At 69.8% G+C, this 20027-nt stretch carries 18 protein-coding genes; 2 read left to right on the top strand and 16 right to left on the bottom strand.

Going from position 1 to position 20027, the window contains the following annotated elements:
* From ACUYTF_RS04045 to ACUYTF_RS04085, 9 genes are all read right to left on the bottom strand, one after another.
* On the bottom strand, positions 1–1005 hold the full coding sequence (locus ACUYTF_RS04045) for an aliphatic sulfonate ABC transporter substrate-binding protein (protein ID WP_434142992.1): 1005 nt from the start codon (positions 1003–1005) through the stop codon (positions 1–3).
* Between the two features lie 120 nt (positions 1006–1125).
* A complete protein-coding gene (locus ACUYTF_RS04050) occupies positions 1126–3168 on the bottom strand; it encodes a cytochrome c oxidase assembly protein (protein WP_434143202.1) in 2043 nt (680 codons plus the stop codon).
* A 125-nt stretch (positions 3169–3293) separates the two neighbouring features.
* Positions 3294–3572 carry an HU family DNA-binding protein gene (locus ACUYTF_RS04055; RefSeq protein ID WP_434142991.1) on the bottom strand — a complete coding sequence of 93 codons (279 nt, stop codon included), beginning with the start codon at positions 3570–3572 and terminating at the stop codon, positions 3294–3296.
* A 282-nt stretch (positions 3573–3854) separates the two neighbouring features.
* Entirely contained in the window at positions 3855–5177 is a 1323-nt protein-coding gene (locus ACUYTF_RS04060; RefSeq protein ID WP_434142990.1) for an aminotransferase class III-fold pyridoxal phosphate-dependent enzyme, read from the bottom strand.
* A 78-nt stretch (positions 5178–5255) separates the two neighbouring features.
* Entirely contained in the window at positions 5256–6737 is a 1482-nt protein-coding gene (locus ACUYTF_RS04065) for an NAD-dependent succinate-semialdehyde dehydrogenase (RefSeq protein WP_434142989.1), read from the bottom strand.
* Between the two features lie 140 nt (positions 6738–6877).
* Entirely contained in the window at positions 6878–7630 is a 753-nt protein-coding gene (locus tag ACUYTF_RS04070) for a glucose 1-dehydrogenase (RefSeq protein WP_434142988.1), read from the bottom strand.
* The gene (locus ACUYTF_RS04075; RefSeq protein ID WP_434142987.1) at positions 7627–8916 is read right to left on the bottom strand and encodes a M20/M25/M40 family metallo-hydrolase; all 1290 of its coding nucleotides are present in this window, start codon (positions 8914–8916) and stop codon (positions 7627–7629) included. The genes ACUYTF_RS04070 and ACUYTF_RS04075 overlap by 4 nt, the downstream gene beginning before the upstream one ends.
* Complete coding sequence (locus ACUYTF_RS04080) at positions 8913–10139, bottom strand: aminotransferase class I/II-fold pyridoxal phosphate-dependent enzyme (protein WP_434142986.1); 1227 nt, start codon at positions 10137–10139, stop codon at positions 8913–8915. The genes ACUYTF_RS04075 and ACUYTF_RS04080 overlap by 4 nt, the downstream gene beginning before the upstream one ends.
* Positions 10140–10141: 2 nt before the next feature.
* A complete protein-coding gene (locus tag ACUYTF_RS04085) occupies positions 10142–11365 on the bottom strand; it encodes a M24 family metallopeptidase (RefSeq protein ID WP_434142985.1) in 1224 nt (407 codons plus the stop codon).
* Positions 11366–11484: 119 nt separating this feature from the next.
* On the opposite strand from ACUYTF_RS04085, the gene ACUYTF_RS04090 reads away from it, so the two are divergent.
* Positions 11485–12384 (top strand): LysR substrate-binding domain-containing protein, encoded by a 900-nt coding sequence (locus ACUYTF_RS04090; protein ID WP_434142984.1) that lies wholly within the window; start codon positions 11485–11487, stop codon positions 12382–12384.
* Here the strand turns inward: ACUYTF_RS04090 and ACUYTF_RS04095 are convergent.
* The 4 genes from ACUYTF_RS04095 to ACUYTF_RS04110 form a co-directional block, all read right to left on the bottom strand.
* A complete protein-coding gene (locus ACUYTF_RS04095) occupies positions 12369–13187 on the bottom strand; it encodes an SDR family oxidoreductase (RefSeq protein WP_434142983.1) in 819 nt (272 codons plus the stop codon). The two genes, ACUYTF_RS04090 and ACUYTF_RS04095, sit on opposite strands and share 16 nt — an antisense overlap.
* Positions 13184–14875 (bottom strand): amidohydrolase family protein, encoded by a 1692-nt coding sequence (locus ACUYTF_RS04100; protein WP_434142982.1) that lies wholly within the window; start codon positions 14873–14875, stop codon positions 13184–13186. The genes ACUYTF_RS04095 and ACUYTF_RS04100 overlap by 4 nt, the downstream gene beginning before the upstream one ends.
* 5 nt (positions 14876–14880) lie before the next feature.
* The gene (locus tag ACUYTF_RS04105) at positions 14881–16272 is read right to left on the bottom strand and encodes an MFS transporter (protein ID WP_434142981.1); all 1392 of its coding nucleotides are present in this window, start codon (positions 16270–16272) and stop codon (positions 14881–14883) included.
* 120 nt (positions 16273–16392) lie between these two features.
* Positions 16393–17124, bottom strand: a complete 732-nt coding sequence (locus ACUYTF_RS04110; RefSeq protein ID WP_434142980.1) for a maleate cis-trans isomerase family protein — start codon at positions 17122–17124, stop codon at positions 16393–16395.
* A 158-nt stretch (positions 17125–17282) separates the two neighbouring features.
* Between ACUYTF_RS04110 and ACUYTF_RS04115 the strand changes: the two genes are divergently transcribed.
* Entirely contained in the window at positions 17283–17780 is a 498-nt protein-coding gene (locus ACUYTF_RS04115; RefSeq protein WP_434142979.1) for a DUF3830 family protein, read from the top strand.
* Between the two features lie 83 nt (positions 17781–17863).
* On the opposite strand, the gene ehuA is transcribed toward ACUYTF_RS04115, so the two are convergent.
* Genes ehuA through ehuC form a run of 3 tightly spaced genes read right to left on the bottom strand, consistent with a single transcriptional unit; the run spans position 17864 to position 20011 of the window.
* Positions 17864–18679, bottom strand: a complete 816-nt coding sequence (gene ehuA, locus ACUYTF_RS04120) for an ectoine/hydroxyectoine ABC transporter ATP-binding protein EhuA (RefSeq protein WP_434142978.1) — start codon at positions 18677–18679, stop codon at positions 17864–17866.
* Entirely contained in the window at positions 18663–19319 is a 657-nt protein-coding gene (gene ehuD, locus ACUYTF_RS04125; protein ID WP_434142977.1) for an ectoine/hydroxyectoine ABC transporter permease subunit EhuD, read from the bottom strand. The genes ehuA and ehuD overlap by 17 nt, the downstream gene beginning before the upstream one ends.
* A complete protein-coding gene (ehuC, locus tag ACUYTF_RS04130) occupies positions 19316–20011 on the bottom strand; it encodes an ectoine/hydroxyectoine ABC transporter permease subunit EhuC (RefSeq protein ID WP_434142976.1) in 696 nt (231 codons plus the stop codon). Before ehuC ends, ehuD begins: the two co-directional genes overlap by 4 nt.
* Between the last annotated feature and the right edge of the window lie 16 nt (positions 20012–20027).

Genomic DNA, 20027 nt, shown 5'->3' on the forward strand with positions numbered 1-20027 from the left:
CTACTCGCCGAGGTAGGAGGAGTCGATGATCGAGGCAGCATCGACGTCGCCCGAGATGAGGCCGATGCGCTCCGCGACCTCCGCGAGCGAGGGCAGCGTCTCGTTCGCGAACGAACCCTCGAGGATGTCGCGGTTCTCATCGATGGTGTAGAAGTGCACGCCGTCGAAGGCGGTCTCGAGGTCTGCGGCGCTCTCGCCGACGGCCTTCGCGATGACCTCGCGGCCCTCGGAGGTGTTCGCCTCGAAGTAGCCCATGGCATCGCCCCACGCCGCGATGACCTCGCGCACCTCGTCGCCGCGCTGCTCGAGCACCTCGTTGCGCACGACGAGCACGTCCGAGATGAGCCCCGGGTAGTCCTCGGCGCTCTGCACGACCCGCAGCGCATCGTCGGTCGCGAGCGCCTGGCTGACGTACGGCTCATAGGTGACGCCCGCGTCGACGTTGCCCGAGAGCAGCATCGATGCGACCTGGTCGGCGCCGGCGGGCACGACCTCGATATCCTGCTGCAGGTCGAGGCCCGACTGCTCGAGCGCTTCGGCGAGCAGGATCTCGCTGGTCGCGCCCTCTTCGAACGCGACGCGCTTGCCCTTCAGGTCGTCGATCGACTCGATGCCGTCGCCCGCGATGATCGCGTCGGCGGTGGTCGCCGAGTCGAGCACCATCACGATCGAGACGTCGAGCCCCTGCTCGACGAACTGCAGCGCCGCCTGGCTGCCGACGTTGGCCATGTCGAGGTGGCCTGCGGCGAGCGCCGCGTTCATGTCGGCGTCGTTGTCGAAGTTCGAGATGTCGACCGAGACGCCGCGCTCGTCGAAGAAGCCCTGATCTTCGGCGACGTACCACTGGCCGTAGCCGAGCCAGGGCTGCGTGCCCATGGTGAATGCGGCGGACGATTCGCCCGCACCGCCGTCGGAGGAGGCGCCCGAGGCGCACCCGGTCAGTGCGAGGGCCGCGACGGCGAGCCCGGCAGAAGCGGCGATGAGACGGCTACGGCGTTGTGCCACGTCGATGTTTCCTATTCCCCGCGCGGCGAGCGCGGTACGGCGAGCATGAGGGGCCTGCATTGCCCCCACGACAGTCTACCGACGCGCCGGGCGGGCCGAACGCCGCCCCGAGCGATGGGCCTAGCGCTTCACCCGCCGCTGATCCCGCTCGGCCTGCTGCGCCAGCATCTCGTTGTAGGCCTTGAGCTCGGCGTCGCCCGATCGATCGGCCGCCCGATCCTTGCGCTTCTGCTCTTTGCGGTCGCTGCGCGACCACTGCACGGCGACGACGAGCGCGAGCGCGAGGGTCGGCAGCTCGCCGATGCCCCACGCGATGCCGCCCGCGATGCGCTGGTCCTCGTGGGGGATCGCCCCCCAGGAGCGCCCCATGGCGCCGTACCAGTCGGCGAGCAGCAGCCCGTCGCCCGTCATGATCGTCACGCCGAAGAACGCGTGCGACGCCATGGTCGCGAGCAGCGTGACGATGCGGAGCGGGTACGGGAAGCGGTAGGGCACGGGATCGATGCCGACCATCGAGAGGCTGAAGAGGTAGCCGCCGATGAGGAAGTGGATGATCATCCACTGGTGCCCGAGGTGCTCGGACGCCGCCCACCGGGCGATCGGCGAGAAGTAGAACACCCATAGCGACCCGACGAAGACGACCGCGGCGACGACGGGGTGGGTGATGAACTTCGAGTAGGGCGTCTGCACCATCCACATGATCCACTCGCGGCCGCCCCAGGAGCCGTCGGTGCGCTTCTCGACGGCGCGCAGCGCGAGCGTGATGGGCGCGCCGAGCACGAGCACGAGCGGGATCAGCATCGCGAACATCATGTGGCCGAGCATGTGCACGCTGAACAGGTACTGCTCGTAGGCGTTCGGCGCACCGTTCGTCGTGTAGAAGAGCATCAGCAGGCCGCCGAGCCAGGCGATGGTGCGGCCGATCGGCCACTTGTCGCCGCGCCGCGCGAGGCGCGCGACGCCCGCGATGTAGAGCCCGGCCGCGAAGACGCAGACGAGCACCCAGGCGAGGTCGAACTTCCAGACCGTGAAGAAGCTCTCGACGGTGAGCTCCGGGGGCAGCGGGTCGCCGGTCAGCCATTCGGCGGGGCTGATGCCGCCGCCCTGATCTTTCAGCGGTTCGAACGACACGGGGGTCGCGGTGCGCCCGAGAGCGCCGGCGATGCCGCTCGCGATGCCCATGACAGCGAGCTCGGCGAGCACGAACCACAGGAACGCGCGGCTGCCCGTCTCGGCGATGCGCGGGATCAGGCGCGTGCGCTGCACCGCGCCGAACACGCCGAGCGCGACGAGGGCCGCGGTCTTGATGAGCACGAGCTGCCCGTAGCCGGTGCCGAAGAGCGCATCCAGGGATCCGACCCGCAGCCAGGCGCTCACGGCGCCTGAGGCGGCCACGCCGATGAACGCGAACAGCGCGAGGGTCGAATAGCGGGCGGTGATGCGCGACAGCCGCGGCCGGTCGACCGACTGCGCGATGCAAACGAGCGTCAGCAGCCCGCCGAGCCACACGGCGGCGCCGATGAGGTGCACGAGCAGCGAGTTGACGGCCTGCGCGTGGCCGGATGCGCCTGCGGCGTGGCCCTGCAGCGCGAGCGGCAGCGTCGTCAGCAGCGCGGCAACGAGCACGACGAGGGTGAGCAGTCGGCCGCGGATCGCGAAGGCGAGCACCGTGATGACGGCGGCGAGCAGCAGCTCGAGCAGCCACAGGCGGCCGATCTCGATCTCGGTGATGAACTGGGCGAGGCCCGCACCGAAGGCCTCGCTGCCCGAGAAGGCGAGGCCCGAGAGATCGACGTAGGTGAAGATCAGGGTGGCCGCGCTCGCGATGGTGAGCACGGCGGCAGAGCCCGCGGCGACGTCCATCGCGACGCGGGTCTCGGGCGGCGTCGCGGGCACCGCGTGCTGCGACCGTACGGAGCGCGTCTTCGCCCCCTGATGCGGGTCGGGGTTCACGTTGGCCAGCGCCCACACGGCCATGACGACCGACCCGATGAGCCCCGCGATCGACACGTCGACGAGGGTACGTGCGATCGGAGCGCCGAAGCGCACGACCGCACCGGGGTCGAGCAGCGCGCGCTCGTCCGCAGCGCCGCCGATGCCGAGGCCGACGAGCAGCGCGGCGAGGGTGGCCGCGAGCAGCACGGCGGGGGCGAGAGCACGCATACGAAGCACCCTTCCAGCCTACGCCGCGCGGCCTGACCGACCGCCTGGAGCGGGTGCCCGTGCGACCGCAGAAACGCCGAAGGCCCCGCCCGGATCACCGGACAGGGCCTTCGAGAAGACTGGAGTTACTTGACGGCAGCCTTGAGCTTCGAGCCGACCGAAACCTTGACGCGCTTGCCGGCGGCGATCTCGATGGTCTCGCCGGTGCGGGGGTTGCGGCCGGTGCGAGCTGCGGTGGTGGCGGACTCGAACGAGATCCAGCCGGGGATCGAAACCTTCTCGCCTGCGCCGACGGTCTCGGAGACAGCCGCGAACAGACCGTCGATCACGCTCGAAACGGCGGCCTGGCTCTGGCCGGTTTCAGCGGCGATCTTCGCGACGAGCTCGGTCTTGTTGAGTGCCATGTTGTGTCCTTCCAGGGCATCGGTACCATGCGGCCGGGCCCCTGATCTGGTTCAGGTTTTCCTCCGGGTGGAGGATCCGATCGGTTGATCGCGTACGAATCTACCCGATTCTGGCGAGATTCTGCGGATTTTGCAGCGCTTTTTGTCTTGCGGGGCCGGAAATGCCTCCCTTTCGACCCCGATCGGCGGCTCCGGAGCACCTCTCGCGGGTGCCGCAGGTGCTCCGGGAACCGCCTGCGGAACGGTCGTTAGCCCGATGCTGCGGGGCCGACCGCCCGCGCATCAGAGGGTGGCGAAGGCGCGGTCGAGGATCGCGAGGGCTTCGTCGAGCACCTCGTCGCCGATGTTCACCTGCGGCAGCAGGCGCAGCACGTGGCCGTCGCTGCCGCCGGCCATGACGAGCAGGCCGTTCTCAGCGGCGGCCCGGCTGACGGCTGCGAAGGCCGCCGGGTTCGGCTCGCCCTCCTCGTCGATGAGCTCGATGCCGTGCAGCGCGCCGAGGCCGCGCACATCGCCGATGACCGGGTGGCGCTGCTGCAGCTCGCGCAGGCCGGCCTGCAGGCGCTCGCCGATCTCGGCGGTGCGCGCCATCGCCCCGGGTTCGCGCAGCTGCTCGATGACCTCGATCGCCGCGGCGCAGCCGACCGGGTTGCCGCTGAACGTGCCGCTCAGGCCGCCGGCAGGGATCGCGTCGAGCATGTCGGCGCGGCCGGTGACGGCCGAGACGGGGATGCCGCCGGCGATCGCCTTCGCGATGACGACGAGATCGGGCACGAAGCCGAAGTGCTCGCTCGCGAAGAGCTTGCCGGTGCGGCCGAGCCCGGTCTGGATCTCGTCGGCGATGATGACGATGCCGTTCTCGTTCGCCCACTGCTGCAGCGTCTCGAGATAGCCCGGGGCGGGAATGGTGACGCCGCCCTCGCCCTGGATCGGTTCGATGACGAGGCAGGCGAGGTTCGAGGCGCCCGAGATCTTCTCGAGGTGCTTGATCGCGCGCTTCGCGGCCACGGCGCCGTCGAGGCCGTCGCGGTACGGGTACGAGTTCGGCACGCGGTAGATCTCGCCGGGCCGGGGGCCCGTGTTCGCGGCGTACGGCTGCGCCTTGTAGTTCATGCCGAGCGTGAGGTTCGTGCGCCCGTGGTAGCCGTGCTCGACGACCGCGATGCCGTTGCGCCGGGTGAAGGCGCGGGCGATCTTCACGGCGTTCTCGATGGCCTCGGCGCCGGTCGACGAGAGCACCGACTTCTTCGCGAAGTCGCCCGGCGTGATCTCGCCGAGCAGGCGGCCCACCTCGACGTAGAGCTCGTACGGGGTGACGCTGAAGAGCGTGTGGGTGAAGCGTCGCATCTGCGCGATCGCCGCATCGACGACGGCGGCGTTGCCGTGCCCGAGCGAGGTCACGCCGATGCCGCAGCCGAAGTCGATGAACTCGTTGCCGTCGATATCGGTGAGGATCGAACCGTTCGCGCTCTCGATGTAGACGGGCAGCAGGGGGGCGACCGACGCCGAGATGTGCTGCTCCTTGCGCGCGTGCGCTGCACGCGATTTCGGTCCGGGCACTTCGGTGCGTACGCGCTGCGGGTACTCGGTCATGGTGGCTGCCATCGGTGGCTCCTTCGCTGAGATCTGGTTGTTCGGAAGTTCTGGAGGTCCGGCGGGCGGCGGATCCGCCCGGCGCGGGCCCTATTCGGTGTCGCGGCGCGAGATGTTGTAGAAGCGGATCTCCTGGTACTCCTCGAGGCCCTCGCCGGAGCCCTCGCGGCCGAGGCCCGATTGCTTCACCCCGCCGAACGGTGCGGCCGGCGTGGTCGGTACGCCGTTGTTGATGCCGACGAGACCGGTCTCGAGCGCATCCGCGACGTTGAGCGCGCGGTCGAGGCTCTCGGTGAACACGTAGCCGGCGAGGCCGAACGGCGTGTCGTTGGCGGCCTCGAGCACCTGCTGCTGCGTCGAGAACCGGCTGATCGCTGCGACGGGGCCGAAGATCTCGGTGTTCGCGATGTCGGCGTCGGCCGGCACCCGATCGAGCACGGTCGCCTCGAAGAAGTAGCCGTCTCCGTCGACCGCGCTGCCGCCGGAGCGCAGATCGGCGCCGCGATGCACCGCATCGTCGACGAGCGATGAGAAGTTCTGCACCGCGCGGCGGTCGATGACCGGGCCGAGGCCGGCGCCCTCCGCGACGGAGTGGCCGAGCTGCACCTGGGACATCCGTTCGCTGAACGCTTCGACGAAGGCATCGGCGATGCCGTCCTGCACGAAGATGCGGTTCGCGGCGACGCACGACTGCCCGCCGTTGCGCAGCTTCGCGGCGAGGGCGCCCTCGACCGCGCGCTCGAGATCGGCATCGTCGAAGACGATGAGCGGGGCGTTGCCGCCGAGCTCCATCGAGCTCTTCACGATGTGCTTCGCTGCGAGCCCCATGAGTTCAGCGCCGACGCCCGTCGAGCCGGTGAACGACACCTTGCGGATGCGCGGGTCGGCGAGCACGGCGTCGCTGAACGCGCCCGACTGCTTCGTGGTCACGACGCGCATGAGCTCGGGCGGCACCCCGGCCTCGGCCATGAGTTCGACCGTGAGCAGGGTGGTCAGGGGCGTGAGGCTCGCCGGCTTGATGACGGCGCCGCAGCCGGCGGCGAGCGCCGGCGCGATCTTGCGGGTGATCATCGCCATCGGGAAGTTCCAGGGCGCGATGAGCAGGGCGAGGCCGACTGGGGCTCGGCGGGTGAGGATCGTCGATCCGCCCGCGGGATTCTCGCGGAACCCGCCCGCCGGCCGCAGCAGCTCGTCGGCGTACCAGCGCACGTAGTCGGCCGCGTACTGCACCTCGCCGTGCGCTTCGGCGAGGGTCTTGCCCATCTCGCGGCTGATCACGTAGGCGAGGCGGTCGCGGTTCGCGGTCAGCACGTCGTAGACGCGGTGCAGCGTGTCCGAGCGATGCCGCGGGGTCGTCCGGGCCCAGGCGCGGCCCGCGGCATCGGCGATGGCGACCTGTTCGAGGGCGTATTCGACCGAGCGGTTCGGCAGCGTCGCGATGCGCTGCTCGGTCGAGGGGTCGAGCACCGCGAACTCGTCTGCGCCGGGGGTGTGATCGGCGAAGCCCGGCAGGCTCGCGAGCGCGGCGTCCGAGGCGGCGAGGCGCTCGTCTGAGGGCTGGAGTACAGACATCGGTGTCCTTTCGTGGCAAGCAGCGGGGATGGTGCCCCAATGTGTTCGATTGTAGCCTTGTCCTACAATTATTTGCAATACGATTCGGCCGCGCTCCGGCCGGGCTTTCGTGCGGTACGGCCCGAGCGCGGCTCGCGGGGCTACTGGGCCAGGTAGCCGCCCTCGACAGGGATCGACGCGCCCGTCAGATACGACGCCCGCTCCGAGGCGAGGAAGTCCACCACCGCGGCGACGTCCTCCGGTTCGGCGATGCGGCCGAGCGGAATCGCCGCGGCCACACGCTGCGCCTCGGCCTCGGGGTCGGGAAGGCCCTCGAGCCACTCCTCGTACAGCGGCGTGCGGGTCATGCCCGGCGCGACCGCGTTCACGCGAATGTTGAACGGTGCGAGGTCGATCGCCGACGCGCGCGTGAATGCTTCGATCGCCCCCTTCGAAGCGCTGTAGACGCCCATCGTCGGCACTCCGATGCTCGCGAGCCGCGAGGTGATGTTGATGATCGCACCGCCATCGCCCTGTTCGCGCATCTGCCGCGCTCCCGCGATGAGCAGGTTCATCGTCGCGAACGTGTTCGTCCCGAACGTGCGCACGATCTCCTCCTCTCCCACCTCGAGCAGGTCGTTCGTGTGGTCGATCGCCGCGTTGTTCACGAGCACGTCGAGGCGCCCGAACGATTCGACCACGCGGGCGACGAGCTGCGCGCTCGCGCCGCTCGCGCTGAGGTCGCTCGCGAAGAACCGCGCGCCGTCGCCCAGGTCGGCCGCGACCGCTTCGCCGCGTTCGACGGAGCGGCCGACGAGCGCGACCCGGAAGCCGCTGGCGACGAGCTGCTGCGCGATGACGACCCCGATGCCCGAGGTCGCCCCCGTCACGATGGCGGTTCTCCGATTGGTCATGACTGCTCCTGTTCTTCGGTGCCGCCCGCACGCCCGTTCGCCGATGCGGCGAGCCGGAGCACGGTGAGCGCGTATGCGCGCGCCGCGAGCACGAGGTGATCGATGCGCACGTGCTCATCGGGTTGATGCGCCTGATTGTTGATGTCGCCCGGGCCGAGGATGATGGTGGGAACGTTGTGGAAGCCGGCGATGAACCCGCCTTCGCAGGCCGCGGTCCATCCGGTCACCCGCCCCGCGCGGCCCAGCTCGGCCACGGCCGCCGCGGCGGTCGTGACGACCGGAGATCCGGGGGCCGTGCGGAACCCGGGCATCTCCATGTTCACCTCGCCGAACACCTCGATGCGGTCGGCGCTCGGAATGTCGCCCGTCGCGATGTCGGCGCGCACCTTGCCGAGCAGCCCCGCGAGGATCACCCGCGGATCCTCGCCCGGCATCGTGCGCCGGTCGACGGTGAGATAGGTCTGGCGCGGCACCATCGACGTGCCGCTGCCGCCCGCGATCGTCCCGACGCTCCAGGTCGGGCCGCCGAGCAGGGGGTCGTGGTCGCCCTCGAGACCGGCCAGGTGCTCGCGGCGCACGAGCTCGACCACGCGGCTCGCCGCGTAGATCGAGCTCGCGCCGTCGGACGGGCGGCCGGCGTGTGCGGATGCCCCGAGGCATTCGATGACGAAATTGCTCGCGCCGCGGCACCCGATGACGACATCGAGATCGGTCGGTTCGGCCACGATGCAGGCGAGGTATTCGCGGGGCGCTCCCGTCGGCGGGGCGTCGGCGGCGCCGGGCGCCAGCGCTTCGGCGGCGCCGAGCGCGGCGAGCACGCCCTGCGCCCGATCCTCTTCGTCTCCGGTGCACAGCAGCTCGAGGCGCAGCTCGGGCGACACGCGGTGCACGGCCTCCATCGCGGCGAGCACGGCGGCCAGCCCGCCCTTCATGTCGGTCGTGCCGCGACCGATGATGAGCCCGTCGTGCACGCGGGGTTCGAAGGGGTCGGCGCTCCACCCCTCGCCCGCGGGCACGACGTCGCTGTGCCCGAGGAAGAGCACGGAAGGCCCGCTCTCCGGGCCGAGCACGGCGCGCAGGTTCTCGCGCCCCGGTTCGAACTCCTGGGTGACGACGCGGGCGCCGATCCGCTCGCATATCGCGCGCAGGCGGTGCACGGTCTCGGCCTCGGTCTCCCCCGGGTTCTCGCCGCGCCCGCGGATGAGTTCGCAGGTGTCGTCGACGATGCGGCGCTCGTCGATGCTCGCGAGGGCGCGCTGCTCGCGATCGGCGCTCGACGCGGTCATCGCGCGCCGTCCCAGGCGGGGTGCGTGCGGCGGATCGCATGCGCCAGCCGGCTCACGCCCGCTTCGATGCGCTCGGGCGACGACGTCGCGAAGCACAGCCGCAAGGCATTGCGCAGCGACGCGTCGACGGTGAATGCCGGTCCGGGAATATAGGCGACGCCGTCGGCCAGCGCCGCGGGGAAGAGCTCCTCGGTGTCGAGATCCGCGAGGGCGCCGGCGAAGGTCACCCAGAGGAAGAAGCCGCCTTCGGGGTCGGTCGCCACTGCAGCGTTGCCGAAGTGCCGGGCAAGCGAGGCGCGCATGGCGTCCTTGCGCTCGCGGTAGATCGGCAGCATGCGATCGATATGGCGCTCGAGGTGCCCGTCGGCGAGCAGATCGGCGACCGCGCGCTGCACCGGCACGCTGCTGCAGGTGTCCATCGCCTGCTTCGCGTTGATGGCGAGCTCCCGCACCGCGGGGTCGACATCGATCCATCCGGTGCGGAGCCCGGGGGCGATCGTCTTGGAGAAGGTCCGCACCTGGAAGAGGAGCGGGTGCCGAGGCGCGAGCTCGGCGAAGCTCGGCTCGGAGGCGCCGTCGAAGCGGAGCATGCCGTACGGGTCGTCGTCGATGATCATCGCGTTCCAGCGCTCGGCGAGCTCGAGGAGCAGCTCCCTGCGCTCGCGGCTGAGAGTCACACCCGTGGGGTTCTGGAAGTTGGGGATCACGTAGATGGCGCGCGGTGCGCGCCCGGCCCGATCGACGAGTTCGGGGAGCGCCTCGACGATCATGCCGCGGTCGTCGGTCGGCACCGGCAGGATATCGGCGCCGTAGCTCAGCGCGGTGGCGTTGCCGTTGCTGTAGGTGGGCGCCTCGGCGACGACCAGGTCGCCCGGGTCGACGAACAGCTTGAAGGCGATATCGAGCCCCTGCATGCCGCCGTTCGTCACCAGGATGCGGTCGTCGCTCGTGTCGAGGCCGAGGCGCTCGCTCAGGCGGAGGATCTGCTCGCGCAGCACGGGCTCGCCCTGCGATTCGCCGTAGTCGTAGCGGCCCGCGGCCTGCTTCGCGAACGCCTCGTCGATCTCGGCCATCGGCATCAGGTCTTCGCTCGGCGCGCCCATCGCGAATCGCACGATGTCGTGCTGCTGCTCGGCGAGCAGGGCGGTCGAGGCGTCGATGACCGAGCCGATGAGCAGCTCGGCCCGGTCCGCGAACGCGGGCGAGAGGGTGGTGGGGGCCATCGTCAGATCTCCTTCACGATGAGTTCGCGCGGTGCGCTGGTGAACACGTCGGCGCCTCCCGGGGCGACGCGCGCCGACTCCGAGGCCTCGAAGCCGTAGCCGGTCATCCACATGCCCGCGATGAGGTGGAAGGTCATGTTCTCCTCGAGCACGGTGTCGTTGCCGGCCCGCAGGCTCACGGTGCGTTCGCCCCAGTCGGGCGGGAAGCCGACGCCGATCGAGTAGCCGAGGCGCGACTTCTTCTCGAGGCCGTGGCGGCGCAGCACGCGGTCGAACGCGGCGTGCACATCCGCCGAGGTGTTGCCGGGGCGCAGTGCTTCGAGCGCGGCGTTCAGCCCCTCGACCGTGGCGCCCGCGAGACGATCGAGCTCGCGGGTCGGCGCCCCGAGCGACACGGTGCGCGCGAGCGGCGCATGGTAGCGATGGTGCACGCCGGTGAGCTCGATCGAGACGGCCTCGTTCTTCGCCATGCGTTCGGCCGTCCAGGTGAGGTGCGGGGTGTCCGCCCCCTCGCCGTACATGAACATCGGCACGATCGCCGGGTAGTCGCCGTCCGCGAGCGTCGCCGGGTCGTCTTCCGTGGCCGCGACGCCGCGCGCCTGTGCGGCCAGGACCTCGGCGGCGAGCTCGTTGAGCGGCACACCTTCTCGGATCGCGTCGACCGCGGCGCGCATCGCGCCGCTCGCGACCAGGCCGGCCTTGCGCATCTGCGAGATCTCGAAATCCGATTTCACGAGCCGCACCCAGTTGACGAGTTCGCGGCTCTCGACGAGATCCCACTCGGGCAGGCCGTCGCGCAGCGCGAGATACGAGCGCACCGCGAAGAAGTGGGCGTCGCCCTCGAAGCCGATGCGCAGGGCGCCGGGGCCCGGAGCGCCATCCGCATAGCCCCGGGCGCGCAACTGCTCGGCTACCCAGACCATCGGGTGCGTGTCGGGGCGGTGCACGGTGGTTTCGGGGTAGCCGAGCACGTCGTCGCCGTAGCGGAGCGCGGTGCGGTGGGCGCCGAGCGCATCCATCTCGCGCATCGCGAGCACCGGTGCGCCTGCGAGCGGCACGTAGAAGATCTGCGGGGTGTAGAACGACCAGGCGTTGTACCCGGTGAGGTAGAAGATGTTGGCGGGGTCCGCCACCACCAGCCCGTCGAATCCGCGCTCGCGCATCGACTCGCGCACGGCGGCGAGCCGGCGATCCAATTCCGCGCCTTCCAGCACCCCTACAGACATCGGCTCCTCCTTCAGCTGCTCCGCTTCCGTCTTCCTCCACCGTAGGCGACCAGCATTCTTTATCAAGACCGACCGGTATCATCAATACCGTTCACTTTCCATTAACAGAAGGGGGCCGCATGCTCGACACCGGCAAACTCGTGCTGCTGCGCGAGGTGTCCCTGCGGGGCAGCGTGACCGCGGCGGCGGCCTCGCTCGGCGTCAGCCCCTCGAACATCTCGCAGCGCCTGAGTCGCCTCGAGCGCGAATGCGGGGTGCCGCTGCTCGAGAGCGAGGGCCGCGGAGTGCGGCTCTCCGCGGCGGCCGTGCGCCTGGTGGAGCACACGGAGCAGATCCTCGAAGTGCTCGAACGGGCCTCGAGCGAGCTCGAGTCGCCCGGCGGCGCGCCGAGCGGCACGGTGCGCCTCGTCGGGTTCCACACCTTCGCCATCGGCATGCTCGCGAGCGCGACTCGCGCCCTGCACCGGGATGCGCCCGGCCTCAGGCTCGAGTTCGTGCAGCTCGACCCCGAGGCCGCCGTCGACCGGCTGCTCGCCCGTCGAGCCGACATCGCGGTCGCCGACGAGTACCCCGGGCACCCCTTGCCGCCGAGCCCCGGGCTGCGAGGCACGGTGCTCGGCAAGGAGCCGATCCAGGCGTACCTGCCCGCCGGAGTCGATGACCCCGCGGCCGCCGTCTGGGCGATGGAGCCGCGCGCATCCGACTCGTTCCGCTGGAGTCGCGGCATCTGCCGCGCCGCGGGCTTCGAACCGCGCGTGCAGTTCGAGTCGCCCGATCCGTACGTGCACCGCCGCCTCGTCGAACAAGGGGTCGCCGCAGCATTCCTCCCCGCCGGGGTGGCGGCCGGCCTGCACGCACCGGTCGCGCCCGTCTCCGGCTTCCCCGACGATATGCACCGCCGCCACGTCACGCTCATCAGGCGCGGTACCGAGCGTTCGCGCGCCGTCGCCGCATGCCTGGCCGCGCTGCGGACGGCCTGGGGCGAGGTCTGGGGCGCCGCGGATCAACCGATCGTATAGCCCCCGTCGACCGGCAGCACGGCACCCGTGATGTAGCTGGATTCGGGCGACGCGAGAAAGACGGCCGCGCCCGCGATGTCGTGGGGCGCAGCGAGGCGGGCAAGCGGTACTCGGGCGGTGACCTCGGCTTCGGCGACCGCGGGGTCGCGCTGTTCGGCGAGCCACGCCTCGATGAGGGGCGTTCGCGTCATGCCCGGCGCGACCGCATTGACCCGGATGCCGAGCGGAGCCAGTTCGACCGCGGAGGAGATCGTGAACGAGTTGATCGCGCCCTTGGTCGCGGCGTACCCGCTGACCCCGGGCATCCCGACCGCGGCGAGGCGCGAGCTGATATTCACGACCGAACCGCCGACCGCCGTGCGCCCGGCATCGCCGTTCCCACGCGCGGCCGATGCAGGGGCGGAGAAGAGCGGAACGAGCCGCTGCGTGAGCAGCATGTGCGAGACCACGTTCAGCGCCATCGTCTCGAGCAGCGACTCGCGCTCGAGCGCGCCGATCAGGTCGTTGTGGCGGCGACCGACGTTGTTGATGAGCGCCGCGAGCGGCCCGAAGCGGTCGTCGAGCTGGTCGGCCACGACTTCGGCGGCATCGGGCAGCGCATGGTCGACCTCGATGAAGCGCATGTGCTCGGGCAGCTCCTCGACCGGTGCCGTGCGCCCCGTCAGCACCGCCCCGAAGCCGCGCTCCACGAGCCCGCGCGCGATCGCGAGACCGATGCCCGAAGTACCACCGGTCACGATCGCGGTGCCGAGCGGGCGCATTCGCCCGCCTGCGGTGCCGGCCTCCGGCTGGGTGTCGGTCATGCGTCCTCCGATCCCTCGGTGAATATGCCGTGCGCGTCGAAGACGGCATCGTCGCCGACGACGGTCGCGAGCACGTCGATGGCTCCGATGCGCGACGGCTCGACCGCCGTCGGGTCGTCGCCGAGCACGGCGAAGTCGGCCAGATAGCCGGGCGCGATACGCCCCTTGCGGTCACCCCAGCCGGTCACCTCGGCAGAACCGACGGTGTAGGCGCGCAGCGCCTCCGCCGCCGTGAGCCGTTCGTCGGGACCGTACACCCAGGCTTCCGCAGTGAGACGCTCGACCGCGGCCTGCATCACGTCGAGCGGGCGGCCCGCCGCCACCGGCCGGTCCGAGCTGCCCGCGACGGGCAGGCCGTGCCGCAGCAGGCTGCCGAGACGGAACGACTGCGCGGAGCGCTCGTCGCCGATGTACCCGCGGAAGCCGTCGCCGTACACGCGCATGAAGTACGGCTGCGCGACGATCGACGTGCCGAGGGCGGCGAGCGCCGCCACCTGCCCTTCGGCGACCACCCCGCCGTGCTCGATGCGGTGCGGCAGGGGCGGTGTCACGTCCTCGGCGCGCAGCTGCTCCAGTATCTCGATCGCGAGGCCGACCGCCTCATCGCCGACCGCGTGCATCGCGAGCGCCCACCCCGCGCGACCGGCGTCGAGGGCGTGCCGCCGCATCTCTTCGAGGTCGCCCTGGAAATAGCCGCGGTTCGACGGGCAATGGTGGTACCCCTGCGACATCCGCGCCGTATTCCCGAGGATCGACCCGTCGAGGAAGATCTTCACCGGGCCGAGCTGCAGCCGGTCGTCGCCGAGCCCGCTGCGCAGCCCGCCGGGCAGGCCCCGGAAGCTGCGGCCGTCATCGCCGAGCGGGACGTCGCCGAGCACGTCGGCGACGAGCATCGGCTGCATCCTGGTGCGCAGGACGCCGGCATCGAGCGCGGCCTGATAGGCGGCGAACTCCTGAGCGCTGTGCCCGATCCACCCGCCCCCGATGCCCGCATCGGTGATGCTCGTGAGCCCCTCGGCCGCGTACCGGGCCGTCGCCGCGTCGAGCGCCGCGACGATCTGCTGCTGCGGCGCCGGCAGCATCTGCTGCTGCACGAGTGCCATCGCCGTCTCCTCGAGCAGCCCGGTGGGCCGGCCGGCGTCGTCGGTCACGACCGAACCGCCGTCGAACTGCTCGCGCCCCGTGATGCCGAGCGCCTCGATAGCGCGCCGGTTCACGAAGCAGGAGTGGCCCGAGGTGTGCTTGATCCAGACGGGGCGACGGCCGGAAGCCGCGTCGAGCCGGTCGGCATCGGGGTACGCGCCGCCCGTATCCATCTGGTTGTAGCCGGACGCGACGACCCACTCCCCGGCTTCGAGGCCGGCGGAGGCCCGCGCGATGCGCCCGTAGAGGTCGTCGAGGCCATCGCATCCGGCGAGATCGGTCTCGAGCAGCGTGTGCCCGAACCACACCGAGTGCGCATGCGCGTCGTTGAAGCCGGGCACCACGACGGCTCCGCCCGCATCGATGCGGCGGCGGGCGGCGAGCCCGTCGAGCGCGCCTGCGCGCCCGGGCGCCCCGCCGCCGGACGAGGCCCCGGCCTCGACCGCGACGATGCGGCCGTCGAGCACCGCGATCGCCGACGCTCTCGGGGCGACCTCGTGCTGCGTGAGCACCCGGGCGTTCTCGATGATGGTATCGACGCGCATGCGGCTCAGTCCTCGCCGGGCGCCGGGATGCGCGTATCGATGCCGACGATCGCGACGGGCTGGGTGCGGATCGACACTCCCGCGGTCTCCTTCATCGCGAACGCCGCGACCAAGCCGATCGCGCATGCCACGATCATGTAGACGGCGGGGGTGAGGTCGAATCCCGTTCCCTCGATGAGCAGCTCGTTCGCCGCGGGCGCCGTACCGCCGAAGGCCGCAGTCGCCACGTTGTAGGTGATGGCGAAGCCCGCGTAGCGCACGTGGGTCGGGAAGAAGGCGGGGAAGGTCGAGGAGATCGTGGCGAGCTGCGGCAGGTACAGCAGCCCGAGCACCACGAAGGCGAGCATCGCCCAGCCGAAGCCCTTCTCCATCATCATGTACATCGGCAGCACGAGCACCATCAGCCCGATGAGCGAGAAGATCCACATCGGCTTCCGGCCGATGCGATCGGACAGCGCGCCGAAGAACGGGATGATCGCCATCATCACGAGGTAGCCGATGAGCACCACCATGAGCCCGGCATCGGCCGACAGACCGATGGTGTTCTGCAGATAGGTCGGCATGTAGGTGAGCAGCGTGTAGTTCACCACGTTCAGCGCGATGACGAGACCGGTCATGACGAGCATCGCCCGGCGGTAGTGGGTGAACAGCTCGCGCCATACGCCGCGCTTGTTCTCCTGCGCCGCCTTCTCGGCCTTCTCGGCCGCTTCCTCCTGCTCCTGGAAGAGCGGGGTGTCCTCGATCTTGTTGCGCAGGTACATGCCGATGAGGCCCAGCGGGCCGGCGAGCAGGAACGGGATGCGCCAGCCCCACTGCTCCATCGCGTCGTCGCCGAGGATGCGAACCGCGGCCAGCACGATGAATGCACCGAGCGCGAAGCCGCCGAGCGTGCCGAACTCGAGGAAGCTGCCGTAGAAGCCGCGCTTCTTGTCGGGCGCGTACTCGGCCATGAATGTCGCCGCCCCGCCGTATTCGCCGCCCGTCGAGAAGCCCTGCACCATGCGCAGGATGATGAGCAGGATCGGTGCGAAGACACCGACCTGCTCATAGGTCGGCAGTACGCCGACGAGGAATGTAGCGCCGGCCATCAGGAGGATCGTGAGCGCGAGCACCAGTTTTCGCCCGAACTTGTCGCCGAGCGGCCCCCAGAACATGCCGCCGAGCGGGCGCACGAGGAACGAGAGGGCGAAGGTCGCGAGCGCCATCGCGGTGCCCGATCCGCCATCGGTCGGGAAGAAGTTGACCGTGATGTAGGTCACTGCCACGGCGTACACGCCGTAGTCGAACCATTCGGTCGCGTTGCCGATCGCCGAAGCGGCGATTGCCTTGCGCAGCGTGGCCTTATCGGGCTCGCGGACTCTCGGCGCCGAGCCTGATCCTGCGGCTGTCTTGCTCATGATGTGTGCTCCTTTGCAACTGGATGTGGTCACCGCCCACTCGGGACTCGTGGTCTCGGGCAGTCAGGGTGCGCAGGTGTGAGCGTGCCCCGAGTGTACGCACCCCTCTGTAATGCGCTGTCAGGACGAGGCGGCGGCGTCCTTCGCGAAGAGAGCGCCCATCGCCGGAATGGGCGGGGTCGTACCGGCGAGGCGGAGTCCCTGCCAGAGCGTCACCTGGTTCGCGGTGAGCACCGGCTTGCCGAGCGCGGTTTCGAGCCGCTCGATGATCCGGGCGGTATGCATCGCGGTGTCCGGCAGCAGCACGGCCTGGGCCTCGGCGGGATTGTTGCTCTCGGCGAGTGCGACCACGCCGTCGTCGTCGAGTTCACCGGCGAGCGCCGCGGTCTCGATGTCGTGGCTCACGAGCGACAGCACCTCGATGCCCGCGTCTTCGAGCAGCTTGCGGAAGTGCCGGGAGACGTCTTCGGGGTACGTCGCCGCGATGGCGACTCGGGAGAAGCCCAGGTGGCGGATCGCGTCGACGAAGGCGAGCGAGGTCGATGAGGCCGGGACCGCGAGGGCGTCGCCCACTTCGGCGGCCTGGCGCCGGGCCCCTTCGAGGCCGAAGACGAAGCTGCCGGAGGTGCAGGCCCAGATGATCGCGTCGAGCTGCTTCGCCCGCAGATTCTCGGCGCCCTCGAGCAGTCGCTCGCTGCGGCCGAGGTCGAGCAGGGCGTCGACCTCGTGCGCATCGACGCCGACCGAGGTGTGCTCGAGCTCGAGTGCCACACCGTCGGGCACGAGGGCCTGCATGAACGGGTAGTCGTCCTCCGCGCCGTACCCGGGGTAGAGAAAACCGATCGTGGTCATGTGCGTCCTTTCGACGAGCGCGTCCGCTGCACTGCGTGACGCCACCTTATCCTACATTCCAATTGTTGACAATCATCTCGAGCAGGACCTACTCTAACCATCACGGCCCGCCTCAACACGTACCCGCGCGGGCGCAACGAACGCAAAGGAGCGCATGCATGAGCCGCTACATCACGATCACCCTGGTCAAGCGCGGAGTATCGTGCCGGGCACGACTGCTCGACGATGAGGCCCCGCGCACCGCCGCAGCGGTCTGGGACGCCCTGCCGCAGGAGGGCCAGGCCTACCACGGCAAGTACGCGCGCAATGAGATCTACAACCTGGTGCCCGCCTTCGCCGACCAGGAGCCGGGACCCGAGAACACCACGATCACGCCGATCCCTCGCGACGTCTGCTACTTCAGCTTCTCCGAGACCGAGCTCGGCAACCCGGGCTACGGCTACCGCTCGGGCGAGGGCGGCGACACCGGCGCGAGCATCGTCGACCTCGCGGTCTTCTACGGCCGAAACAATCTCCTCATCAACGGCGACAAGGGCTGGATCCCGGGCAACGTCTTCGCCGAGATCGAAGACGGCTTCGAGGAGTTCGCGGCGGCCTGCCAGGACATGTGGATGACCGGCGCCGCCGGGGAGACCCTGCGCTACGAACGGGCCTGACCGGGCACCGCGCAGCAGGGGCGGGTCGGCACTCGCCGATCCGCCCCTGCTTGCGTGTACTCGGAGAGGCCGGGCGACCGCGGTCAGTGACCGACGACCGCCTCGAGGAACTGGCGGGTGCGCTCGGACCGCGGGTGCTCGAAGAGCTGCGCGGGCGGCCCCTCTTCGACCACCTGCCCCTGGTCGAACATCACGATGCGATCGGAGATCTCGCGGGCGAACCTCATCTCGTGCGTGACCATGAGCATCGTCATGTTCGTGGTCGTGGCGAGGCGCCTGATGACGTGCTGCACCTCGCCGATCAGCTCGGGGTCGAGCGCGCTGGTCGGCTCATCGAGCAGCATCACCTCGGGCTGCATGGCGAGGGCCCGCGCGATCGCCGCGCGCTGCTGCTGCCCGCCCGAGAGCTGGGTGGGCAGGTGCTGCATGTGGTTCTGCAGCCCGACGAGTTCGAGCAGCTCGGTCGCCCGCTCCACGGCTTCGGCCTTCTTCAGGCCCCGCACGTGGATGGGGGCCTCGATGACGTTCTCGAGCACCGTCATGTGCGGGAACAGGTTGAACTGCTGGAAGACCATGCCGATCTTCTTCCGCGTCTCCAGCGTCTGCTTCGTCTCGCGCGGTTTGTCCCCCTTCGCGAGGTTCCACAGCACGTCCCCGCCCACCGTCACGAGCCCGATGTCGGGCGTCTCGAGCGTCATGAGCACGCGCAGAATGGTGGTCTTCCCCGAGCCCGAGGGCCCGATGATCGATACCTTCTCGCCGGGCTTCACCTCGAAGTCGAGGCTGCGCAGCACGTGGTTGTCGCCCCACGACTTGCTCACGTTCTCGAACGAGATCGCGACGTCGATGTCGTCATCGGGGTTGTTGAGGGTTCTGAGGATGTCAGTGTGCGGGGACAAGGCGGTGCTCCAAACGTCGAATGAGCAGTGAACAGGGGAAGCTGACCAGGAGGTACAGCAGGCCGGCGATGGTGATCGGCTCGAGGTAGCGGTAGTAGTTGCTGCCGATCTGCATCGCCGTGCCCATGAGCTCGAGCAGGGTGATCGACGAGAGGATCGCCGAGTCCTTGAACATCATGATGAGATAGTTGCCGAGCACCGGCACGATCGGGCGGATCGCCTGCGGCACGATGATGCGCATCCACATGCGGCCGCCGGGCAGGCTCAGCGCCTTGCCCGCCTCCCACTGCCCCGCCGGCAGCTGCTCGATGCCCGATCGGTACACCTCCGCGGTGTAGGCGCTGTAGTTCAGTCCGAGCACGACGATGCCGGTCGGCAGCGGGTCGAACGCGAGCCCCGCGTAGGGCAGCACGAAGTAGGCGATGTAGGCCTGCACGAGCAGCGGGGTGCCGCGCACGAACGAGACGATGAAGGTCGCGAGGTGCGAGATCACTGGAATCTCGAGGTATCGCAGAATCGCGAGGAGCAGACCGACGACGAGGCTGATGATGAACGCGAAGAACGTGATCTGGATGGTGAGCCAGAAGCCGCGTCCGAGCTGCGGCATGATGGAGATGACGAAGTCGTTGTCCCAGATCATCGGGCGCTCACCCCCTTCCGCGCTTCGCGCTTCGCGCGCAGCTTCGCCTTGCGGTCCAGGGCGAAACGATGCTCGAGCAGCCGCGTGATCCTGCCGATGATGAGCGACAGCAGGTAGTACATGACGAGGATGGTCAGGAAGATCTCGACCGTCGCCCCCGTCACGGTGCGGGCGTTGAACGCGCGCCAGGTGAGGTCGCCCACCGTGACGAGCGACACGAGCGAGGTGTTCTTCAGCAGGTCGACCATGACGTTGCCGAACGAGGGCAGCATCGCGGGCACCGATTGCGGGATGAGGATGCGCCGGAGCCGCAGCGTCGGGCTCATGCCGAGCGCGATCGCCGCCTCGGTCTGACCACGGGGCCGCGACCGGATCGTTCCGCGCACGATCTCGGCGGCGTAGGCGCCCTCGTTGAGCCCGAGCGCGAGCACGCCGGCGAGCACGGGGTGCAGCTGGATCCCGAGGAACGGCAGCGCGAAGAAGAACCAGAACATCTGCACGAGCAGGCCCGATCCTCGGATGAACTCGACGAACACGAACGAAGGCCAGCGCAGGTACCAGCGCCGGGAGAGCCCCGCCAATCCGGCGGCGAACGCCACCGCGATCGTCAGGGCCGCTCCGAGCACCGTCACCATCACTGTGACTCCGAGCCCCTCGAGGAGGAGCCCGGAGTACTCGATGACTGAATCCATGGATCTACTCCGGAGT

The sequence above is a fragment of the Leucobacter sp. GX0328 genome (assembly GCF_053567315.1).